The sequence below is a fragment of the Flavihumibacter fluminis genome (genome assembly GCF_021491375.1).
Taxonomy (GTDB): Bacteria; Bacteroidota; Bacteroidia; order Chitinophagales; family Chitinophagaceae; genus Flavihumibacter; species Flavihumibacter fluminis.
Map to the genome: position 1 here is coordinate 1,145,243 of NZ_JAKEVY010000001.1, position 15,776 is coordinate 1,161,018.

Annotated in this window: 17 protein-coding genes; 8 read left to right on the forward strand and 9 right to left on the reverse strand. The window is 40.8% G+C overall.

From position 1 onward, the window contains the following. Positions 1 to 116 precede the first annotated feature (116 nt). The 4 genes from L0U88_RS05110 to L0U88_RS05125 form a co-directional block, all read right to left on the reverse strand. A complete protein-coding gene (locus L0U88_RS05110) occupies positions 117 to 425 on the reverse strand; it encodes a rhodanese-like domain-containing protein (protein ID WP_234864536.1) in 309 nt (102 codons plus the stop codon). Between the two features lie 11 nt (positions 426 to 436). Then, positions 437 to 1,267 (reverse strand): PASTA domain-containing protein, encoded by an 831-nt coding sequence (locus tag L0U88_RS05115; RefSeq protein WP_234864537.1) that lies wholly within the window; start codon positions 1,265 to 1,267, stop codon positions 437 to 439. Positions 1,268 to 1,312: 45 nt separating this feature from the next. After that, entirely contained in the window at positions 1,313 to 2,305 is a 993-nt protein-coding gene (locus L0U88_RS05120) for a D-alanine--D-alanine ligase (protein ID WP_234864538.1), read from the reverse strand. Between the two features lie 156 nt (positions 2,306 to 2,461). Continuing rightward, on the reverse strand, positions 2,462 to 2,809 hold the full coding sequence (locus tag L0U88_RS05125) for a 4Fe-4S dicluster domain-containing protein (RefSeq protein WP_234864539.1): 348 nt from the start codon (positions 2,807 to 2,809) through the stop codon (positions 2,462 to 2,464). A gap of 57 nt (positions 2,810 to 2,866) precedes the next feature. Here L0U88_RS05125 and L0U88_RS05130 point away from each other — a divergent pair, with 57 nt between their 5' ends. Both L0U88_RS05130 and L0U88_RS05135 read left to right on the forward strand, forming a co-directional pair. Continuing rightward, on the forward strand, positions 2,867 to 3,868 hold the full coding sequence (locus L0U88_RS05130; RefSeq protein ID WP_234864540.1) for an acyl-CoA reductase: 1,002 nt from the start codon (positions 2,867 to 2,869) through the stop codon (positions 3,866 to 3,868). A gap of 152 nt (positions 3,869 to 4,020) precedes the next feature. Then, positions 4,021 to 5,505, forward strand: a complete 1,485-nt coding sequence (locus L0U88_RS05135; protein WP_234864541.1) for a trypsin-like peptidase domain-containing protein — start codon at positions 4,021 to 4,023, stop codon at positions 5,503 to 5,505. A 77-nt stretch (positions 5,506 to 5,582) separates the two neighbouring features. On the opposite strand, the gene L0U88_RS05140 is transcribed toward L0U88_RS05135, so the two are convergent. After that, positions 5,583 to 6,872, reverse strand: coding sequence for an alpha-amylase family glycosyl hydrolase (locus L0U88_RS05140; protein ID WP_234864542.1), 1,290 nt, complete (start codon positions 6,870 to 6,872; stop codon positions 5,583 to 5,585). 122 nt (positions 6,873 to 6,994) lie between these two features. Between L0U88_RS05140 and L0U88_RS05145 the strand changes: the two genes are divergently transcribed. Beyond that, positions 6,995 to 8,218, forward strand: coding sequence for a 4-hydroxy-3-methylbut-2-enyl diphosphate reductase (locus L0U88_RS05145; RefSeq protein ID WP_234864543.1), 1,224 nt, complete (start codon positions 6,995 to 6,997; stop codon positions 8,216 to 8,218). Positions 8,219 to 9,033: 815 nt separating this feature from the next. Then, positions 9,034 to 9,840 (forward strand): sensor histidine kinase, encoded by an 807-nt coding sequence (locus L0U88_RS05150; protein ID WP_234864544.1) that lies wholly within the window; start codon positions 9,034 to 9,036, stop codon positions 9,838 to 9,840. Here the strand turns inward: L0U88_RS05150 and L0U88_RS05155 are convergent. After that, a complete protein-coding gene (locus L0U88_RS05155; protein WP_234864545.1) occupies positions 9,830 to 10,489 on the reverse strand; it encodes a response regulator transcription factor in 660 nt (219 codons plus the stop codon). The two genes, L0U88_RS05150 and L0U88_RS05155, sit on opposite strands and share 11 nt — an antisense overlap. A 467-nt stretch (positions 10,490 to 10,956) precedes the next feature. Here L0U88_RS05155 and L0U88_RS05160 point away from each other — a divergent pair, with 467 nt between their 5' ends. From L0U88_RS05160 to L0U88_RS05175, 4 genes are all read left to right on the forward strand, one after another. Beyond that, the gene (locus L0U88_RS05160) at positions 10,957 to 11,343 is read left to right on the forward strand and encodes a hypothetical protein (protein WP_234864546.1); all 387 of its coding nucleotides are present in this window, start codon (positions 10,957 to 10,959) and stop codon (positions 11,341 to 11,343) included. A 313-nt stretch (positions 11,344 to 11,656) separates the two neighbouring features. Next, positions 11,657 to 12,094 carry a hypothetical protein gene (locus L0U88_RS05165; protein WP_234864547.1) on the forward strand — a complete coding sequence of 146 codons (438 nt, stop codon included), beginning with the start codon at positions 11,657 to 11,659 and terminating at the stop codon, positions 12,092 to 12,094. 26 nt (positions 12,095 to 12,120) lie between these two features. Further along, positions 12,121 to 12,948 carry a sensor histidine kinase gene (locus tag L0U88_RS05170; protein WP_234864548.1) on the forward strand — a complete coding sequence of 276 codons (828 nt, stop codon included), beginning with the start codon at positions 12,121 to 12,123 and terminating at the stop codon, positions 12,946 to 12,948. A 42-nt stretch (positions 12,949 to 12,990) separates the two neighbouring features. Then, positions 12,991 to 13,641, forward strand: a complete 651-nt coding sequence (locus tag L0U88_RS05175; RefSeq protein WP_234864549.1) for a response regulator transcription factor — start codon at positions 12,991 to 12,993, stop codon at positions 13,639 to 13,641. A gap of 5 nt (positions 13,642 to 13,646) precedes the next feature. Here the strand turns inward: L0U88_RS05175 and L0U88_RS05180 are convergent, their stop codons facing one another. Genes L0U88_RS05180 through L0U88_RS05190 form a run of 3 tightly spaced genes read right to left on the reverse strand, consistent with a single transcriptional unit; the run spans position 13,647 to position 15,767 of the window. After that, positions 13,647 to 14,306 (reverse strand): 3-oxoacid CoA-transferase subunit B, encoded by a 660-nt coding sequence (locus tag L0U88_RS05180; RefSeq protein ID WP_234864550.1) that lies wholly within the window; start codon positions 14,304 to 14,306, stop codon positions 13,647 to 13,649. A gap of 1 nt (position 14,307) precedes the next feature. Further along, positions 14,308 to 15,054, reverse strand: coding sequence for a hypothetical protein (locus L0U88_RS05185; RefSeq protein ID WP_234864551.1), 747 nt, complete (start codon positions 15,052 to 15,054; stop codon positions 14,308 to 14,310). Between the two features lie 14 nt (positions 15,055 to 15,068). Beyond that, positions 15,069 to 15,767: a CoA transferase subunit A gene (locus tag L0U88_RS05190; protein ID WP_234864552.1), complete on the reverse strand. Its 699-nt coding sequence runs from the start codon at positions 15,765 to 15,767 to the stop codon at positions 15,069 to 15,071. Positions 15,768 to 15,776 lie beyond the last annotated feature (9 nt).

Genomic DNA, 15,776 nt, shown 5'->3' on the forward strand with positions numbered 1-15,776 from the left:
ATAGTGCTAAATGCCAAATTCCGTATCTGATGAAAAAAACCATTGTAATCAATGTATTGATCATCCTGATCTTTTACATCCTGTTCAGTCTTGCAGCCGGAAAGTAACGGTGAGGCTTAGCTGCCGAATTTTTCCTGCCAGGCCAGCATACCGCCTTCCACGTTCTTGGTATTGGTGAAGCCCATCGAATCAAGAATCAGGCAGGCGGTCATGCTTCTTTTACCACTTCTGCAATGAACGATAACTTCTTCGTCTTTAAGAGGCATCAACTCATCCACATCCATCATCTGGAAACGTCCCAGCGGAATAAGTTTCGCCCCAATATTAAAGGCTTCAAACTCTTCCGGCTCACGAACATCTATGATATGCAGTTTCTCACCTGCATCCATTCTTGCTTTTAATTCTTCAACGCTGATTATATCCATATGGCAACAGTTTAATAATTATTTTCTACAGGAGTAACAACCCTGGGAGTTGTTACAGTGGTATCCCGTACCGGTTTTTTAGTACTCAGCCAGATATCAATCATTTGTCCGGGCCGGATTCTGTTTGCTCTGCGGTCGGCAGTTAATCGATCCGGGCTTTGCCTGTACACAAAAGCAGTAGCAGTATCCTTAACATCCGGATCCAGAACGATGGCACCAAAATTAATGCCACTGGTTTGCAGCAGATCACGGGCACTTGAGTAAGTTAGACCAAATAAATTAGGAACAGCCATATCCACATTGGAAAGGCCACTGCCCAGTACCAATGAAATCGGTGTACCCATAGGCAGTTTGGTTCCTGCCTTGATTTCTTTTCCGTCATACTTCTGAACCAGCACGGAATTTTTGGCAAAATCTGGCCGATAACTGGTATCTCCCATCTTTAATCCAAATTGTTTCAGCACGATAGCAGCATTGCGTACACTCATCCCAACCAGGTTGGGCATCACTACTTCAGGAGGTACCGCCCGGTTTACAGTGAGGTAAATGGTACGATTGGATTTTACTTTGGATTCAGACTCCGGGAACTGGCGGATTACAGCCAGGGGCTTAACAGTGTCTCTGTAAATAGAGTCCTGGATTACCACTTCAAAACCTTCGGCCTCCAAAGAAGAAGTTGCTTCCTCCAATAGTTTCCCGGTTACATTGGGAACCTCAACCTCTTCACCATGGCGGGTAAAAAAATCAAGGGAACTGAAAAATGCCAGTACGATTACTGCAACAATTGCAAAAGCTATTAAAAGGCTAACCCAGAGTGGTTTTTTTGTAATGGATTGGAACACGAATTAGTATATTTTTTAAAGGATCGGATTCAAAGAAAAGTAAAATTATTTAACCGTCAAGGCTTCTTCAATAAGAGCCGAGTAAAAGTCGCGCAATGTCCAACCCATTGCCCTAACCTGCTGGGGCACAATACTGGCCTCACTTTGTCCGGGTACCGTATTAATTTCCAGCATATAAGGTTCTGCTTCCAGTTCATTATAAATGAAGTCGATCCGGATAATTCCCCGGCAGTTAAAAACTTCATAAACCCGGCGGGCAGCCGAACGGATTTTAACTGCAACATCCTCATCTACCTGGGCAGGTGTGATTTCTTCACTGAGTCCCTCGTATTTGGCTTCAAAATCGAAAAACTCTTTTTTGGTAATGACTTCTGTGAAGGGCAGGGTTACAATCTCACCCTTTTGGCGGAAGACGCCGATAGTGAATTCCCTGCCGGAGATAAACTCTTCCACCAGCACCTGCTCATCTTCCCGGAAAGCTTTTTCGAGCGCATTAGCCAGGTCACCCGGATCTGTCACCTTACTCATCCCGATACTGCTGCCACCATTGTTTGGCTTAACAAAAACCGGCATCTGTAGATGAGCCGCAATGCTGGCCGGAGCCATTGAACGATCTTTAAATAGGTGCAGTGATCTTGCTACTTTAATACCGGCAAATGCAGCTACAGCAACTGTATAGCGTTTGTTGAAAGTAAGTGCTGATGTGGCAGCATCGCAGCTGGTATAGGGAATTCCCAGCATATCAAAGTACCCCTGCAGTTTACCATCTTCTCCTGGCGTACCATGGATACCAATCAGGACTGCATCAAAATGAATACGTTTGGTTTCCAGAGGAATCGTGAAATCATTTTTATCAATTGCAATTTCAACGCCAGCTGCTGTTTTATACCACCAGCCATCGGGTCGGATATCTATCTGGTAGACATCAAATTTATCGGTATCAACATTCTTTTCAATTGTGAGGGCAGATTTGTAAGAAATTTCAGCTTCTCCGGAATATCCACCGGTAAGAAATGCGATCACAGGTCGCGTGTTCATGAATTTTTCAGTTGGATGTTAAGAAAAAGGTGAAGGACTGTTTCCTTCACCCGTTACCCGGCGGGAAATATCACCCACCTATAAAAAGTAGCATAGCTACTAGTAAACGCTTTCAGTTCTAAGTTCGAAAATTACCCTGAAACAGGAAAATAAATTTTAGAGATGCAGGCGTTCTTTTTTAGCCATCAGTTCATCAACAGTTTCCTGGTACATTTCATCCGGTACGCAGCAGTCAACCGGACAAACTGCAGCACACTGAGGTTCTTCGTGGAAACCCTGGCATTCGGTGCACTTATTGGGAACAATATAATAGGTATCTACGCTGATTGGAGAATTCCGCTGGTCAGCATCCATGACAGTTCCATCCATCAGGGTAAAACTTCCCTTTACAGAAGTGCCATCGCTAAGGGCCCATTCAACGCCACCTTCGTAAATCGCATTATTGGGACATTCCGGTTCGCAGGCACCGCAATTGATACATTCTTCAGTTATTTTGATTGCCATGTTTTATAGATTAATGGGTTCGAGATGAGTTAACTTTGCACGCAAATTTAGAGGTACATGTTGAATTTACAACACCGGATTGATTTATTGGTTCAGCTGGGGGCATTTATATTGGCAAATACACCGGAATGGCAGGAGGCAAAAGCACGTGCGCATGCTGCGAATGCCTGGTTCATCCCGCAATTCACGGACTTGGCCTCAAATGCCATTGCCACGCAGTTTTTAAGTCGCCCGGTGCTGGAAGCCATCGCAACCGAATATGCAGTACCTGATCTGCCGGTCAGCCCCAAAACAGTTGGGCTTGTAATGGCCGGAAATATTCCAATGGTAGGCTTTCACGACTGGTTATGTGTTTATCTGGCGGGGCACAACGCCCGGGTAAAATTATCTTCCCGGGATTCCATACTCCTGTCTTTTCTGATTGCAAAGCTGAATGAATGGGATTCCTCAGACCAAGGAACAACTGAATTTGCTGACCTATTAAAAGGCTGTGATGCCTATATCGCCACCGGGTCTGATAACAGTGCCCGCTATTTTGAATACTATTTCAATAAATATCCTCATATCATCCGGCGGAACCGAACCTCGGTAGCCATAATGGATGGCTCAGAAACCAAGGCGGAGCTGGATTTGCTGGCTGATGACACGCATCTCTATTTCGGATTGGGCTGCAGAAATGTGACCAAATTATACGTTCCAAAGGACTATAATTTTGAGTCCATGCTGGATTCTATGAGGAAGTATGGTTACTTTTTTGATCATTCCAAGTATAAAAACAACTACGATTACCAGTTGGCGCTTCACCTGCTAAACAACCAATACTATATGACCAATGGGTCGGTCCTGCTCTCAGAAAACCAGGCCTTGTATTCTCCCATCAGCCAGCTGAATTATGAATTCTACGAGGAAAAAACAGCGGTTGAGGAGCTGCTTAAGAATAATCAGGGTGTACAATGCGTTGTAGGACATGGACACACGGCTTTTGGTCAGGCTCAATGCCCCGAATGGAAAGATTATGCCGACGGAATTGACACAATGACATTTTTGGTAACTTTATAAGTATGTCCTGACAAGGTTCCAGTGATCTACGAAGACCTTAGTAAAACTTCTGTTAAACTGGAAGGCCGTGCAACTGAAAAGGTGTCGGCTTCGTTATTTTGTAAGAGTCAGGCATATGCTTTGACGAACAAAAAGAAAAAAGGAAGAATCATATGAAACTACAGCAAATTGTACCCGTAATCCTGATCAGCGCGGTTACATCGGTAGGAAGCATGTGGGCCTACAACAAATATGTAGGTGTGGAGAAAGTGGTTTATAACAGCTCCGACAGTAATCGTATCCCCTCTAATTATGCCGGATTTTTTGATGGCATAAACAACTCCCCAACCGATTTCAGCCAGGCTGCAGAGGCAGCGATTCCAGCTACGGTACACATAAAGACCAAAGCTACCCGAACTGCCAGCAATAACCTGCCCAGGAGAAGTCCCCTGTTTGACCTTTTCGGGTTTGACTGGGATGAGGGAATGACACCTCGCAGTATGCCACAAATGGCATCTGGTTCCGGGGCCATCATCAGTGATGACGGATATATTGTTACCAATAACCACGTTATTGATGGGGCCGATGAAATTACGGTAACCATGAGTGATAAGAAGACACACAAGGCCCGCCTCATTGGTGCTGATCCAAGCAGTGATTTGGCTGTTCTGAAAATAGAAGCAAAAAATCTGCCATTCCTGCTGTATGGAAATTCAGATGATGTGAAAGTGGGACAATGGGTACTGGCTATCGGTTATCCATTGAACCTTCAGACCACTGTAACAGCAGGTATTGTAAGTGCGAAAAGCCGTACACTGGAGATCAACCGCCGGCAGAGCAATACACCAATAGAATCATTCATTCAGACAGATGCTGCGGTGAACCCTGGAAACAGTGGTGGTCCGCTGGTAAATACAGCTGGTCACCTGATTGGTATTAACTCAGCCATTGCCTCCCCTACCGGATCCTATGCAGGTTATTCTTTCACGATTCCGGTGAACATGGTGAAGAAAATTGTTGCTGACCTGATGAAATTCGGAACTGTTCAGAGAGCTTATCTGGGTATTAACTATGCACCGGATAACCTGAGCGAAGAAGTGAAAAAGCAGGAAGGCATCACCAGTGGAAATGGTGTATATGTACTGGATGTAACGAAGGACGGAGCAGCTGCTGCATCCGGCATTAAAAAAGGGGATATCATCACCCGCATCAATAATGCTCCTGTAACATCTGGTGCTGAAATGGTGGGACAGATTGCAACGTATCGTCCTGGCGACAGGGTGAAAATTGGATTTGTTCGCGATGGCAAAGAAATGATCAAGGAAGTTACTCTGCGTAACAGCAGTGGCACCACTGAGATAGTAAAAGTAAGTGTGCTGGATAAACTGGGTGCCGAGTTTGGTAATATCGACGCTAAACTGGCCAAGGAAATGGGCGTTCGTGGAGGCGTGATCGTGAAAAGCATTTCCGAAAGTGGCGCCTTTAGTAAGACCCGGATGGAAGCTGGTTTTGTTATCCTGAAAGTAAATGGAAAGGAAGTGAGCAGTATTGATCAGTTCCGGGCAGAATTGGAAAAAGCAGGGAATTCGGTAACACTGGATGGAATGTATCCTGGATACGAGGGCGTGTTCCGGTATCCGATGAAGATAGTGGAGTAAGGAAAGTGAGACGTCAGACGTGAGACGTGAGACAAGAAAAAATTCGGGCGATCCTGGTTGGATCGCCCTTTTTTTGCTTAACGTTTTAAAGCGAAAACTTTGTAACCCCAGGCATTCAGCTGGAAATAGCGATATCCCGGATGGAAAACAAAATTCCCCCCGTCTAAAACATCTTCATAAGAGCCATCAATAGCTGCATCCAGAAAGCCAAATCCTACATTGTCATGTGGCGAAAGATTAAGCATGACCAGCACCTGGTCATTTTCCGAGGTACGCAGAAAGGCGAAAATATGCTGATTGGCACTGGTTTTCACTCTGAATGTATAATTGTCCTGGGATCCGGCCTGAAGGCAATCGTATTCCTTTCGTAGCCTGAGCAGTTTGCGATAGAAATCGTGGTATTCGGGTTGTTCTGTCCATTCAATGGGGTCCCGGTCAAAAAATTTGAGTCTTTTTTTATTGGGCAATTCCTGTCCGCTGTATATAAGAGGCATGCCATTCCAGGTGGCACTGAATACTGCCAGTGCCTGGTGAGCAGGACCATATTTCTCAAATTCGGTTCCATTCCAGCTATTTTCATCGTGGTTGCTGGTAAAATAAAGTCGCATTGCCCCGGCAGGAAATTGATGATTGTATTTCCACAATTGGTTTTCCAGGCCATTGACATCGGTGTGCCCCTTGATGAAATCACTGGTTTTGTGCATCCATTCCCAGGTATAGGTCACATCAAATGCCTCGTGATAATGAGGTTCTTCGCATTCAGCCAGCCAGAACAGTTGTTTTTCCCGATCCAGGATGGTTCTGGCCTCCACCCAAAAATCCAGTGGAACAAGCATCGCCATATCACAACGGAAACCATCAATATTACATTCCTGCACCCAGAAGCGCATGGCCTTTATCATGGCCGCGCGCATGCCCGGGTTGGTATAGTCGAGGTCGATTACATCATCCCAGCCATTGGAATCAAAAAAATGTCCCGCTGCATTTTTCTTATAGTATTCCGGATTGGAAACCGTCCAGGTATGGTCCCAACCGGTATGATTAGCCACCCAATCGATTATGACTTTAAACCCGTGTTGATGGGCTTCTTCTACCAGGGCCTTAAACTCTTCAAGGGTTCCATATTCCGGGTTGGTAGAATAAAAATCACTGCTGGCGTAATAGCTACCGAGGGTTCCTTTTCTTTCTTTTAGAGCGATGGGGGTGATAGGCATGAACCATAAAACTTCCACCCCCATATCCTTCAGTCTGGGTAGAGCTTTGGCAAAACCTGCAAAATTACCTTCTGGTGAATATTGACGCAGATTCACTTCATAAACATTACTGTTTCTCGACCAGCTAAGAGGCGTAAAAGGCAATCTCGACATTTGAAACTTTTTTCTAATAAATAAATACCCAACTGAACCGTTGTTGATTTCAGAGGTTATTAGTGAAAATAAGATAAAAATGCCTTTAGCGGCGTGCTCATCAAACTAAGTACATTTGCACTATGAAGCAATTTGAGGTTCCAGCAGAATACCGTAGTCCACTGATTACCGCTATCAAACAAAAAAGAAAACAGGAGGATCGGCTGAAAAAAGATTTTAGTCCCACCCTCTTGAATTTCGGCAAGCTGCATGTTTACCTGGCCCGGCACTTTGGGTTCTGCTATGGTGTGGAGAATGCCATTGAAATTGCTTTCCGGACGGTGCATGAAAATCCTGGCAAACGGATATTTCTGCTAAGTGAAATGATACACAACCCACAGGTAAATAAAGACCTGCAGGAAGCGGGTGTACAATTTCTGCAGGACACATATGGACGGCAACTGATTCCCTTTGATTCAATTACTCGTGAGGATGTGGTATTAATTCCGGCATTTGGAACTACCCGGGACATAGAGCGTATGTTACAGGAAAAGGGGATTCCTACTGATAAATACAATACTACCTGTCCGTTTGTTGAAAAGGTTTGGAACCGGGGGGAGCAGATAGCCAAAAAAGGATATAGTATAGTAATACACGGTAAACCCAAACATGAAGAAACCAGGGCTACTTTCTCCCATGCAGCAGCGAATGCACCTGCTGTGATCGTAAATGACATGGAAGAAGCAATACAGTTGGCAGCTTACATTAAAAAAGAGAAACCGGCGGATCAGTTTTATGAGGAATTCAAAGGCCGGTATTCGGAAGGTTTCAATATCGAAAAAGACCTGGAGCGATTTGGTGTAATCAACCAAACCACCCAATTGGCAACAGACACCCAGGCGATTGCTGAATACCTGAAGGAAGTAATGATCCAACAGTTTGGGTTAAACGCTGAAACGGTTCAGGATCGTTTTGCAGACACCAGGGATACCTTATGTTACGCCACCAATGATAACCAAACTGCCGTAAAAGGCATGCTAGATACCGAAGCTGATCTGGCGATTGTAGTGGGTGGATATAATTCTTCCAATACAACTCACCTGGTTGAAATATTGGAAACCAAACTGCCCACCTATTTTATCAAGGATGAATCATTAATCCTGGATGAATCATTAATCCGGAGTTTCAATATTCATACAAAAACGGAATCAGAAATAGCCGGTTTCCTGGGCTCAAAAACTCCAGTGAAAGTCCTGCTGACCAGTGGAGCCTCCTGCCCGGATGCCATTGTGGAAAAAGTGATTGAGAGACTGGTAGATATTATGGGCCTGGATATTGATTTACAAAATTTTTCGGAGGGGTTGTAGTTCCAATAATTACCTGGTCTTAATTTCTTGTAGGCATTATTGATATCTGCTTGGAAAGTACATTTCCAAATTTTACTACTATTTGACAATAAATAGATCCTGCTGAAACACCTTTAGGAAAAGGGTGAAAACACCCTCTGAAATTTCCGATTTACAATTTAATTTGGTACTTAAAGTACCGACATGACGCCACTTTTAGAGTTTTACATTTTTCAAACCTTTATAATAATAACCGGAACAATAATATGTTTTCTATTTTCTAAAAACGGAAGTGAAAAAGAAAAACGTTATATTTTGCCATATTGCATTATTAGTGCGATTCTGATGTGCTTATTAATACATGCAAACATAATTTATGCGTCTCATTCTTACATATACGCATTAATGTATTTAGCTGGATGCAGTGAAATTCTACTAATTCCAAATTATATATCAACAATAATGGGCAAGAAAAAACAAATTTTTACACAAATTGGAATTTGTTTGACTTCATTTATGATATCCAATTACTTTGTTCAAAATCCTACAACCCTACTTTATTTATTTAGCAATCTGTATATAACCCTTTATACAGGAAAATATTTTATATGGTTGTTTAAAAATAATGAAAAATTGGATTTAAAGAATACACCCCATTACTGGATAATTATGGGTATTTGTATATGCTTTACTGGATCTATCCCCTATTATCTTTCTGAACTATTAATTATAAAATTCGAATCTATAGAAGTTTTTGCTGAAATTTCAAGCACATTTCATTCGACATTTATTATACTTAATATTACAATGTACTTTTTTTTTATTAAAGCATTTTTATGCAAGAAAAAATTTCTGAAGTCCTATTCTGGACAATATTAAGCTCTGTACTTACGATCTTGCCTTTCATTTTATTCATAAATTATATAATCACATTATATAATAAAAAAAATATTGAATTTAATACACAATTACAACTGAGAAATTTAGAAAAAGAGAAAGAAATACTAAAAACAAGAATTGATGTTCAAGAAGAAACTATTCAAAAAATATCTAAAGAATTACATGATAATGTTAATCAAATTCTGACGCTAGCAAAACTCAATCTAAACGATTCCAATAATGAATTCAAGATTGACAAGATAAATGTTTCAAAGGATCTTATCACCAATGCAATAAATGAATTATCTAACTTGTCTAACAGCCTTAGTTCGCAGCAGGTTAAAGATCTTGGAATAATTAGAAGCTTAGAAATCGAATGTGATCGGATAATGAAAATAAAAAATATAATATTCTTAATTGAAAGTAACATTGCACATAATAACATCAATACAGAAGATCAAATAATTTTATATAGAATTTTCCAGGAAGGAACACGAAACTCTTTAATACATGGCCAGGCAAGCGCTATAGATATTAAATTCTTACAAACTGATGATTTCGAATATGTTTTTGAAATATCAGATAATGGAAACGGCTTTGATCTAAACAACGAAGAGTTTATTGAAAAAAATAAATTGGGCACTCACCAAGGATTAAAAAATATGCAACGTAGGGCATCTATTTTAAATGCTATTTTTTCCATTGAATCATCAATCAATTCGGGAACAATAATCAGTATCAGAAAACCTCGTACTAATCAATGATTTTATTTCTCATTCCATACATGATTAATCCGGCTATAGTTTTTGCGCCAACTTTCGATTTCATGTTTTGACGAATAGTTTCTATTGTCCGTGGACTCAAAAAAACCTCTTTTGATATTTCTTCTGTGGTCTTATCTTCAGCTAACAACTTAAGAATACGAACCTCTTTTTCTGAGAATTTTACAGGATTGGGATAAAATTGTTTTACGGCTTTCTTGGTCTGAAGTTTTGATAATACCGCCTTATTTACCAAATCGTTAAAATAGAAATCGTCATTCATGCAGGTCAATATTGCCTGATAAATTTCCTCCGGATCTGTTGTTTTTGTTAAGTAGGCATTAGCGCCCATTTCCATCATTTTCGAAATCATCTCCTGATCATCATACATTGTGAGAACAATAATTCTCACATCATCATATTCTTTTCTCAACAAATTAATGGCATTAACCCCATCAATTTCTGGCATCCGAATATCCATTAAAAGCACATCCGGCTTTTTTAGCTGCATCTTATGCATCAGATCTTTTCCATCTTCAGCCTCCCATAAAATTTTGAGGTATTCTTTATTCTTTAGGGCCATCTTTATTCCATCCCTAAATATTTTATGGTCATCTGCTATACTAACCTTTATGCTTAACTCGGAACTCATGGTTTTTAGGGAGTTTGTGGATTTCGTTAAAGTATTCTAAGAACGATAAAAATGCTATTATCGTACTTTCACTCAAATTATTTTAATTAAACGTAATTACACTTTCTTTTTTTACGACCAATTTTCTTCTTTAATATACTCTCAAATAAGAATTCTAAAGTTCAATTAAAATGGCGCATACATTATTATTTAAATTAATACTTGTGTAAGCTTCCTTAAAAATCTTCTATATTAAGTAAATTATCTTAGTAGATCAACTATTATGTAAATGTGGTTTTTACTAAAAAAGTAACGTATTTCTACTCGTTTTTTAATAGTAGATTAACTATCATATTCTTCGTAAACCTACTACCAGCCTGAATTTTATCCAATTTATAACAAATCGGGCAAGAAACACCCCATTGCCACTAGTTTTTTTTTAAAGGTTATTACGTCCCAAACCAACCCTTCACTAAAAACTTACTACTATGATGCAAAATGAAATTTTGAACACCTCCCTGGCAGCTGTAGGAGAAGATATAGGTCCTGAGCTGGGTGCCAAAATGGTTAAGGACTTCCAGGATGCGTTCCCTAATGAGAACCCTTGGCTTTTTTGCGGGAAGAATATTATCCAAAATATTCTGAACCAACCGGATTGCCAGGGAATCAGATTTTATCATGCCTTGAATGAAAAAGGTGAAAAAACTCTAGTTTCAGTTGGAATTGATTCTTCAGGTAGTATTATCAGTCAAATTACAGTTATTGACACTTATGGTGAAATGAAGAAATATAACGCAATAGTTGCAGATAGGAAAGAACCACCAGGCATAAAAACAACCGGAACTACCACCACTACTCTTGATTGGTGGTTTTAATACTATTTCGTAGTATCAAAAAAATAATAAAACACAAAAGCATTGTTATATTTGATGTAACAATGCTTTTGTGTTTTTATTAGACTTTACATATATTTCTTATATAATAACAATTATCATCTTCTTTGTATTCGCTAAAAACAATAGGAATACGGGTTCATTAATTGTTATTGTTTATACATGCTATTCATTAATAAATGATATTGTAATTGAAAAAAAACTATTGAATAGTATTGGTATAGACTCTACTTTTTTAATGTCTATTTTTACGATTGTAGAATTTACGTTTCTTTTCTACTACCTATCCCATATCTTGGCAAACAAGAAGATAAAAGCTTTCTTATTTGTTTCTACATTTATTTTTTTTATTGTAGCTTTTGTCAATATTTATAAAAATTTTGTTCAAAATTCCCTATCGCTTGACACAATTCCAATAGCAGTAAGTTCAATAATTTTAATCATTGGATCAATAGCATATTTTTTTGAACAAATTCAAACTCCCGAAGTTTCATTTATTTATAGCAAACCTAGTTTTTGGGTTGTAGTTGGTATTATGATTTACTTTTCAGGGACTTTCTTTCTTTTTTTGCAATACGAAAATCTTTCTGATACTGATAAAAAGACTTTCTGGATTATCAACATGTTTTGTCTGATCCTGAAAAATATTTTCTTTTCAATATCGTTTATCTTAAAACCTGAGAATCAACAAATTTCGAATGTTGATGATTATTATTTAAATAAACTAGAATAAAACAACCAGCTAACCCTACCCCCTAAATGTTGCTTTTACAGGTAAATACCTCAGGTGCAAATGTGTCCCTAGTGCTCTTTTTTGGCACTATTGGGATGCTCGCATTAACTATCGGCCTCATCGTTTTCATCATTTTCCACCAGCGAAAGGTTATCCGGTACCAGATGACCCTGCAAAAAATGGAACAGGAACAGCAGAAAATGTTGCTGAATGCATCCATCCGCTTACAGGAAGAAGAACGCCAACGCATAGCTGCTGACCTGCACGACGATGCCGGTCCTCTCCTTGCCACCGCCCGACTTTACCTCAACGAAAACCTGGTAAACCTGGACAAAACAACCCAGCTCCAGAGTATTTACAATGCCAAACAAATCATTGACGATACCATCCAGCTGATCCGGAATATCTCCCACAGCCTGATGCCCCCTACCCTGAAAAATTTCGGTCTTGAATCCGCCGTAAATGATCAGTTTCAAAAGATCAGCAGCTCCGGAATCATCAATGCCAGTTGCCGTTTTCATGATTACAAAGAACGCCTTCAAACTGATAATGAACTGATTGTATTCCGGGTAATCCAGGAATTGATCAATAATATACTCAAACACAGCAACGCCAGTTTTATCCATTTGACCCAAAACACAAATGGAAATAAATTCTATATAAGGATGCACCACGATGGAAAAGGCATCACTCAGGCAGACTTTGAACGGATGAATAAAAGCGCTGCCGGACTGGGGTTGAAAAACATCCAAAGTCGCCTTAAAGTGCTGCACGGCAGAATCTTCTTTGAAAAAGATGCATCCCAAACCTATTACAAGGTCACCATTGAGCTAAACAGAGAGGATAATCAGTGAGGAATCCTTATTTTTACTACTCGCGAATAGTGCAAGATTCCTATGAGAGTAATCAAAGTAGCCATTGCTGACGACCATAAGATTTTCAGGAAAGGAGTTATACTTTCCCTTCGACCCTTCACCAATATCAAATTTGTTCAGGAGGCCGAAAACGGCAACGAATTAATTGAAGGACTGGCTGAATCAGCCCCTGATGTCATTTTGATGGATCTCAGAATGCCTGTTAAAGATGGAATCGAAACCACCAAGTTTATCGCCAAAACCTACCCCAACATCCATATCGTTGTACTGACCATGTTCGAGGATGAGCGATTTGTAAGTCATCTGATGGAGATCGGTGCCAATGGGTATTTATTAAAAAGTGCAGACCCCTCAGAAATCCGGAGGGCTATCATGGAAGTATTTGAGAAGGGGTATTACCTGAACAATTTCGTCAACCGCATCCTTCTAAAAAAATCCCACGCTAAACAAAAAGTAATTCCCAGCCTGAGCAGCGAAATTACACTTACAGACAGGGAGCGGGATGTTATCAAATATATCTGCATGGAATTCACCGCCTCGGAAATTGCTCAGAAAATGGAAGTGAGTCCCCGAACAGTTGAAGCCATCAAGGATCGACTTATGGAAAAGTTCGGCACTAAAAACACTGCCGGACTCGTTTTCTACGCAGTTAAAAACAACCTGATTGATTGAGTCAATCAGTCCAGTTGCATTTCAGGGATCTCCCCCATCACTACCAGTCGACCTGCAGTTTTCTGAACGATTTCCTCCACCGAAACACCAGGTGCTCTTTCAAGCAATTTGAATCCGGCGGGTGTCACATCCAATACAGCAAGTTCTGTCACGACTTTTTTAACACAACCCACCCCGGTTAACGGGAGTGTACAGGAAGGCAATAACTTGGATTCTCCTTTAGGGTTGGTGTGCATCATGGCAACAATAATATTTCGTGCACTCGCCACCAGGTCCATCGCGCCTCCCATCCCCTTTACCATTTTACCCGGAATTTTCCAGTTGGCGATATCACCGGAATCACTGACTTCCATTGCACCCAAAACAGTCAGATCTACTTTGCCTGCGCGGATCATTCCAAAACTTTCTGAACTGTCAAAAAACACACCGCCAGGTAATATGGTAACCGTTTCTTTTCCTGCATTGATGAGATCCGCATCTACCTCCTCTTCCTTTGGATAGGGTCCCATACCAAGCATACCATTTTCGCTCTGCAAAAAGATATGCATACCTGCCGGAATATAATTCGCAACAAGTGTGGGGATACCAATTCCTAAATTCACATACATCCCATCCTGCAATTCCTGGGATATCCTTTTGGCAATACCAAATTTGTCTAAGGCCATATCAATGATTTAAGATATGTTGGAAATACGGTGTCTGAATTTTCTTATCAAGCGCTGTTTCGAAAAATTCACAAAGCGTCGGATTCAGTTTCTTTAATTCCTGAAAATTTTGTTTCGCTGCTGCAATTGCTTTTTTAATTCCGTCTGCATGATACCCGTAAAATGAAAGTGAGTTTTCCTCCTGGTTTTGGCGGTCTTCCTGAAAATCCATTATGTCATCCAATAATAAAAAACTGGGCACTAAATTATACCAGCTATCCAGTACTACCGCTAACACGGGTTCAGGAATTTGTATGGTTGCAAGCAGGTAAAGAAAGGCATCGCCTCTATTAAGGGCGGGATTCTCAGTACCAATACGGCCTTTACGAACTAAGTTTTGCTGACTGAAATAGGCCTGCAGCTCTTCAAAAAAAGAATGATTCAAAAGTTTGGGGGCCACCAATCGTTCAATCTCCTGAATATGGGTTGCAAAATCCTTCTCTCCAAACTCGTATTGAGCGGCAATATGCAGTATTTGCTCCATGGTCTGCACATAGTCCTCATTCAAAAGGATGCCTCTTGGCACACCTGCCTTGAGCTGAAGATCAAAAAACAAGGGTATGAACAAATAACCAGTGCCCCTTGCAACATAGAGGTATCGGCCTTTCCAATATAAATTTCCGGCGGGAACTTTCCTGTCTACAAAAAATGCGGCTATCTCTGGGTCCACTCCCATTGATTCCACCAATTCGTTTTTACTGGTAAACATCCTGACTACTCCTTTTACTTTGTTAATTGCACCGTTCGGCGTTCAATTCGCTTTTCGTATGAATCCGCCTGGAAAATGCGATGAACATAAATTCCGGGAACATGGATCTGGTCGGGATCAAGTTCTCCCGGCTCTACCAGTTGTTCCACTTCTGCGATGGTTATCTTGCCAGCCCTGGCCATGGAAGTAGAGAAATTGCGCGTTGTTTTTCTAAAAACCAGGTTTCCATAGCGGTCCCCTTTCCAGGCTTTAATCAGTGCAAAGTCAGCAGACAAGGCTAATTCCATGAGGTACTGCTTTCCATTGAATTCACGTATTTCTTTTCCTTCTGCGATTTCAGTACCAACACCTGCAGGTGTAAAAAAGGCAGGTATCCCCATTCCTGCCATCTGGATCCTTGTTGCGAGGGTACCCTGGGGCACGAGGTCAACTTCCAGTTCCCCTTGCAGAAGCTGCCTTTCAAATTCAGCATTTTCTCCTACATAAGAACTGATCATTTTTTTTATCTGCCGGGTTTTAAGTAAAAGTCCCAGGCCAAAATCGTCAACTCCGGCATTATTCGAAATACAGGTAAGATTTTTTACTCCCTTTCTCACAAGGGCTGCAATGGAAGCTTCCGGAATTCCGCAAAGACCAAAGCCACCTAACATAAGGGTAGCCCCGTCCTGGATATCCCGGATGGCTTCATCCGCATTGGACATGGTTTTATTCATACAGCAATC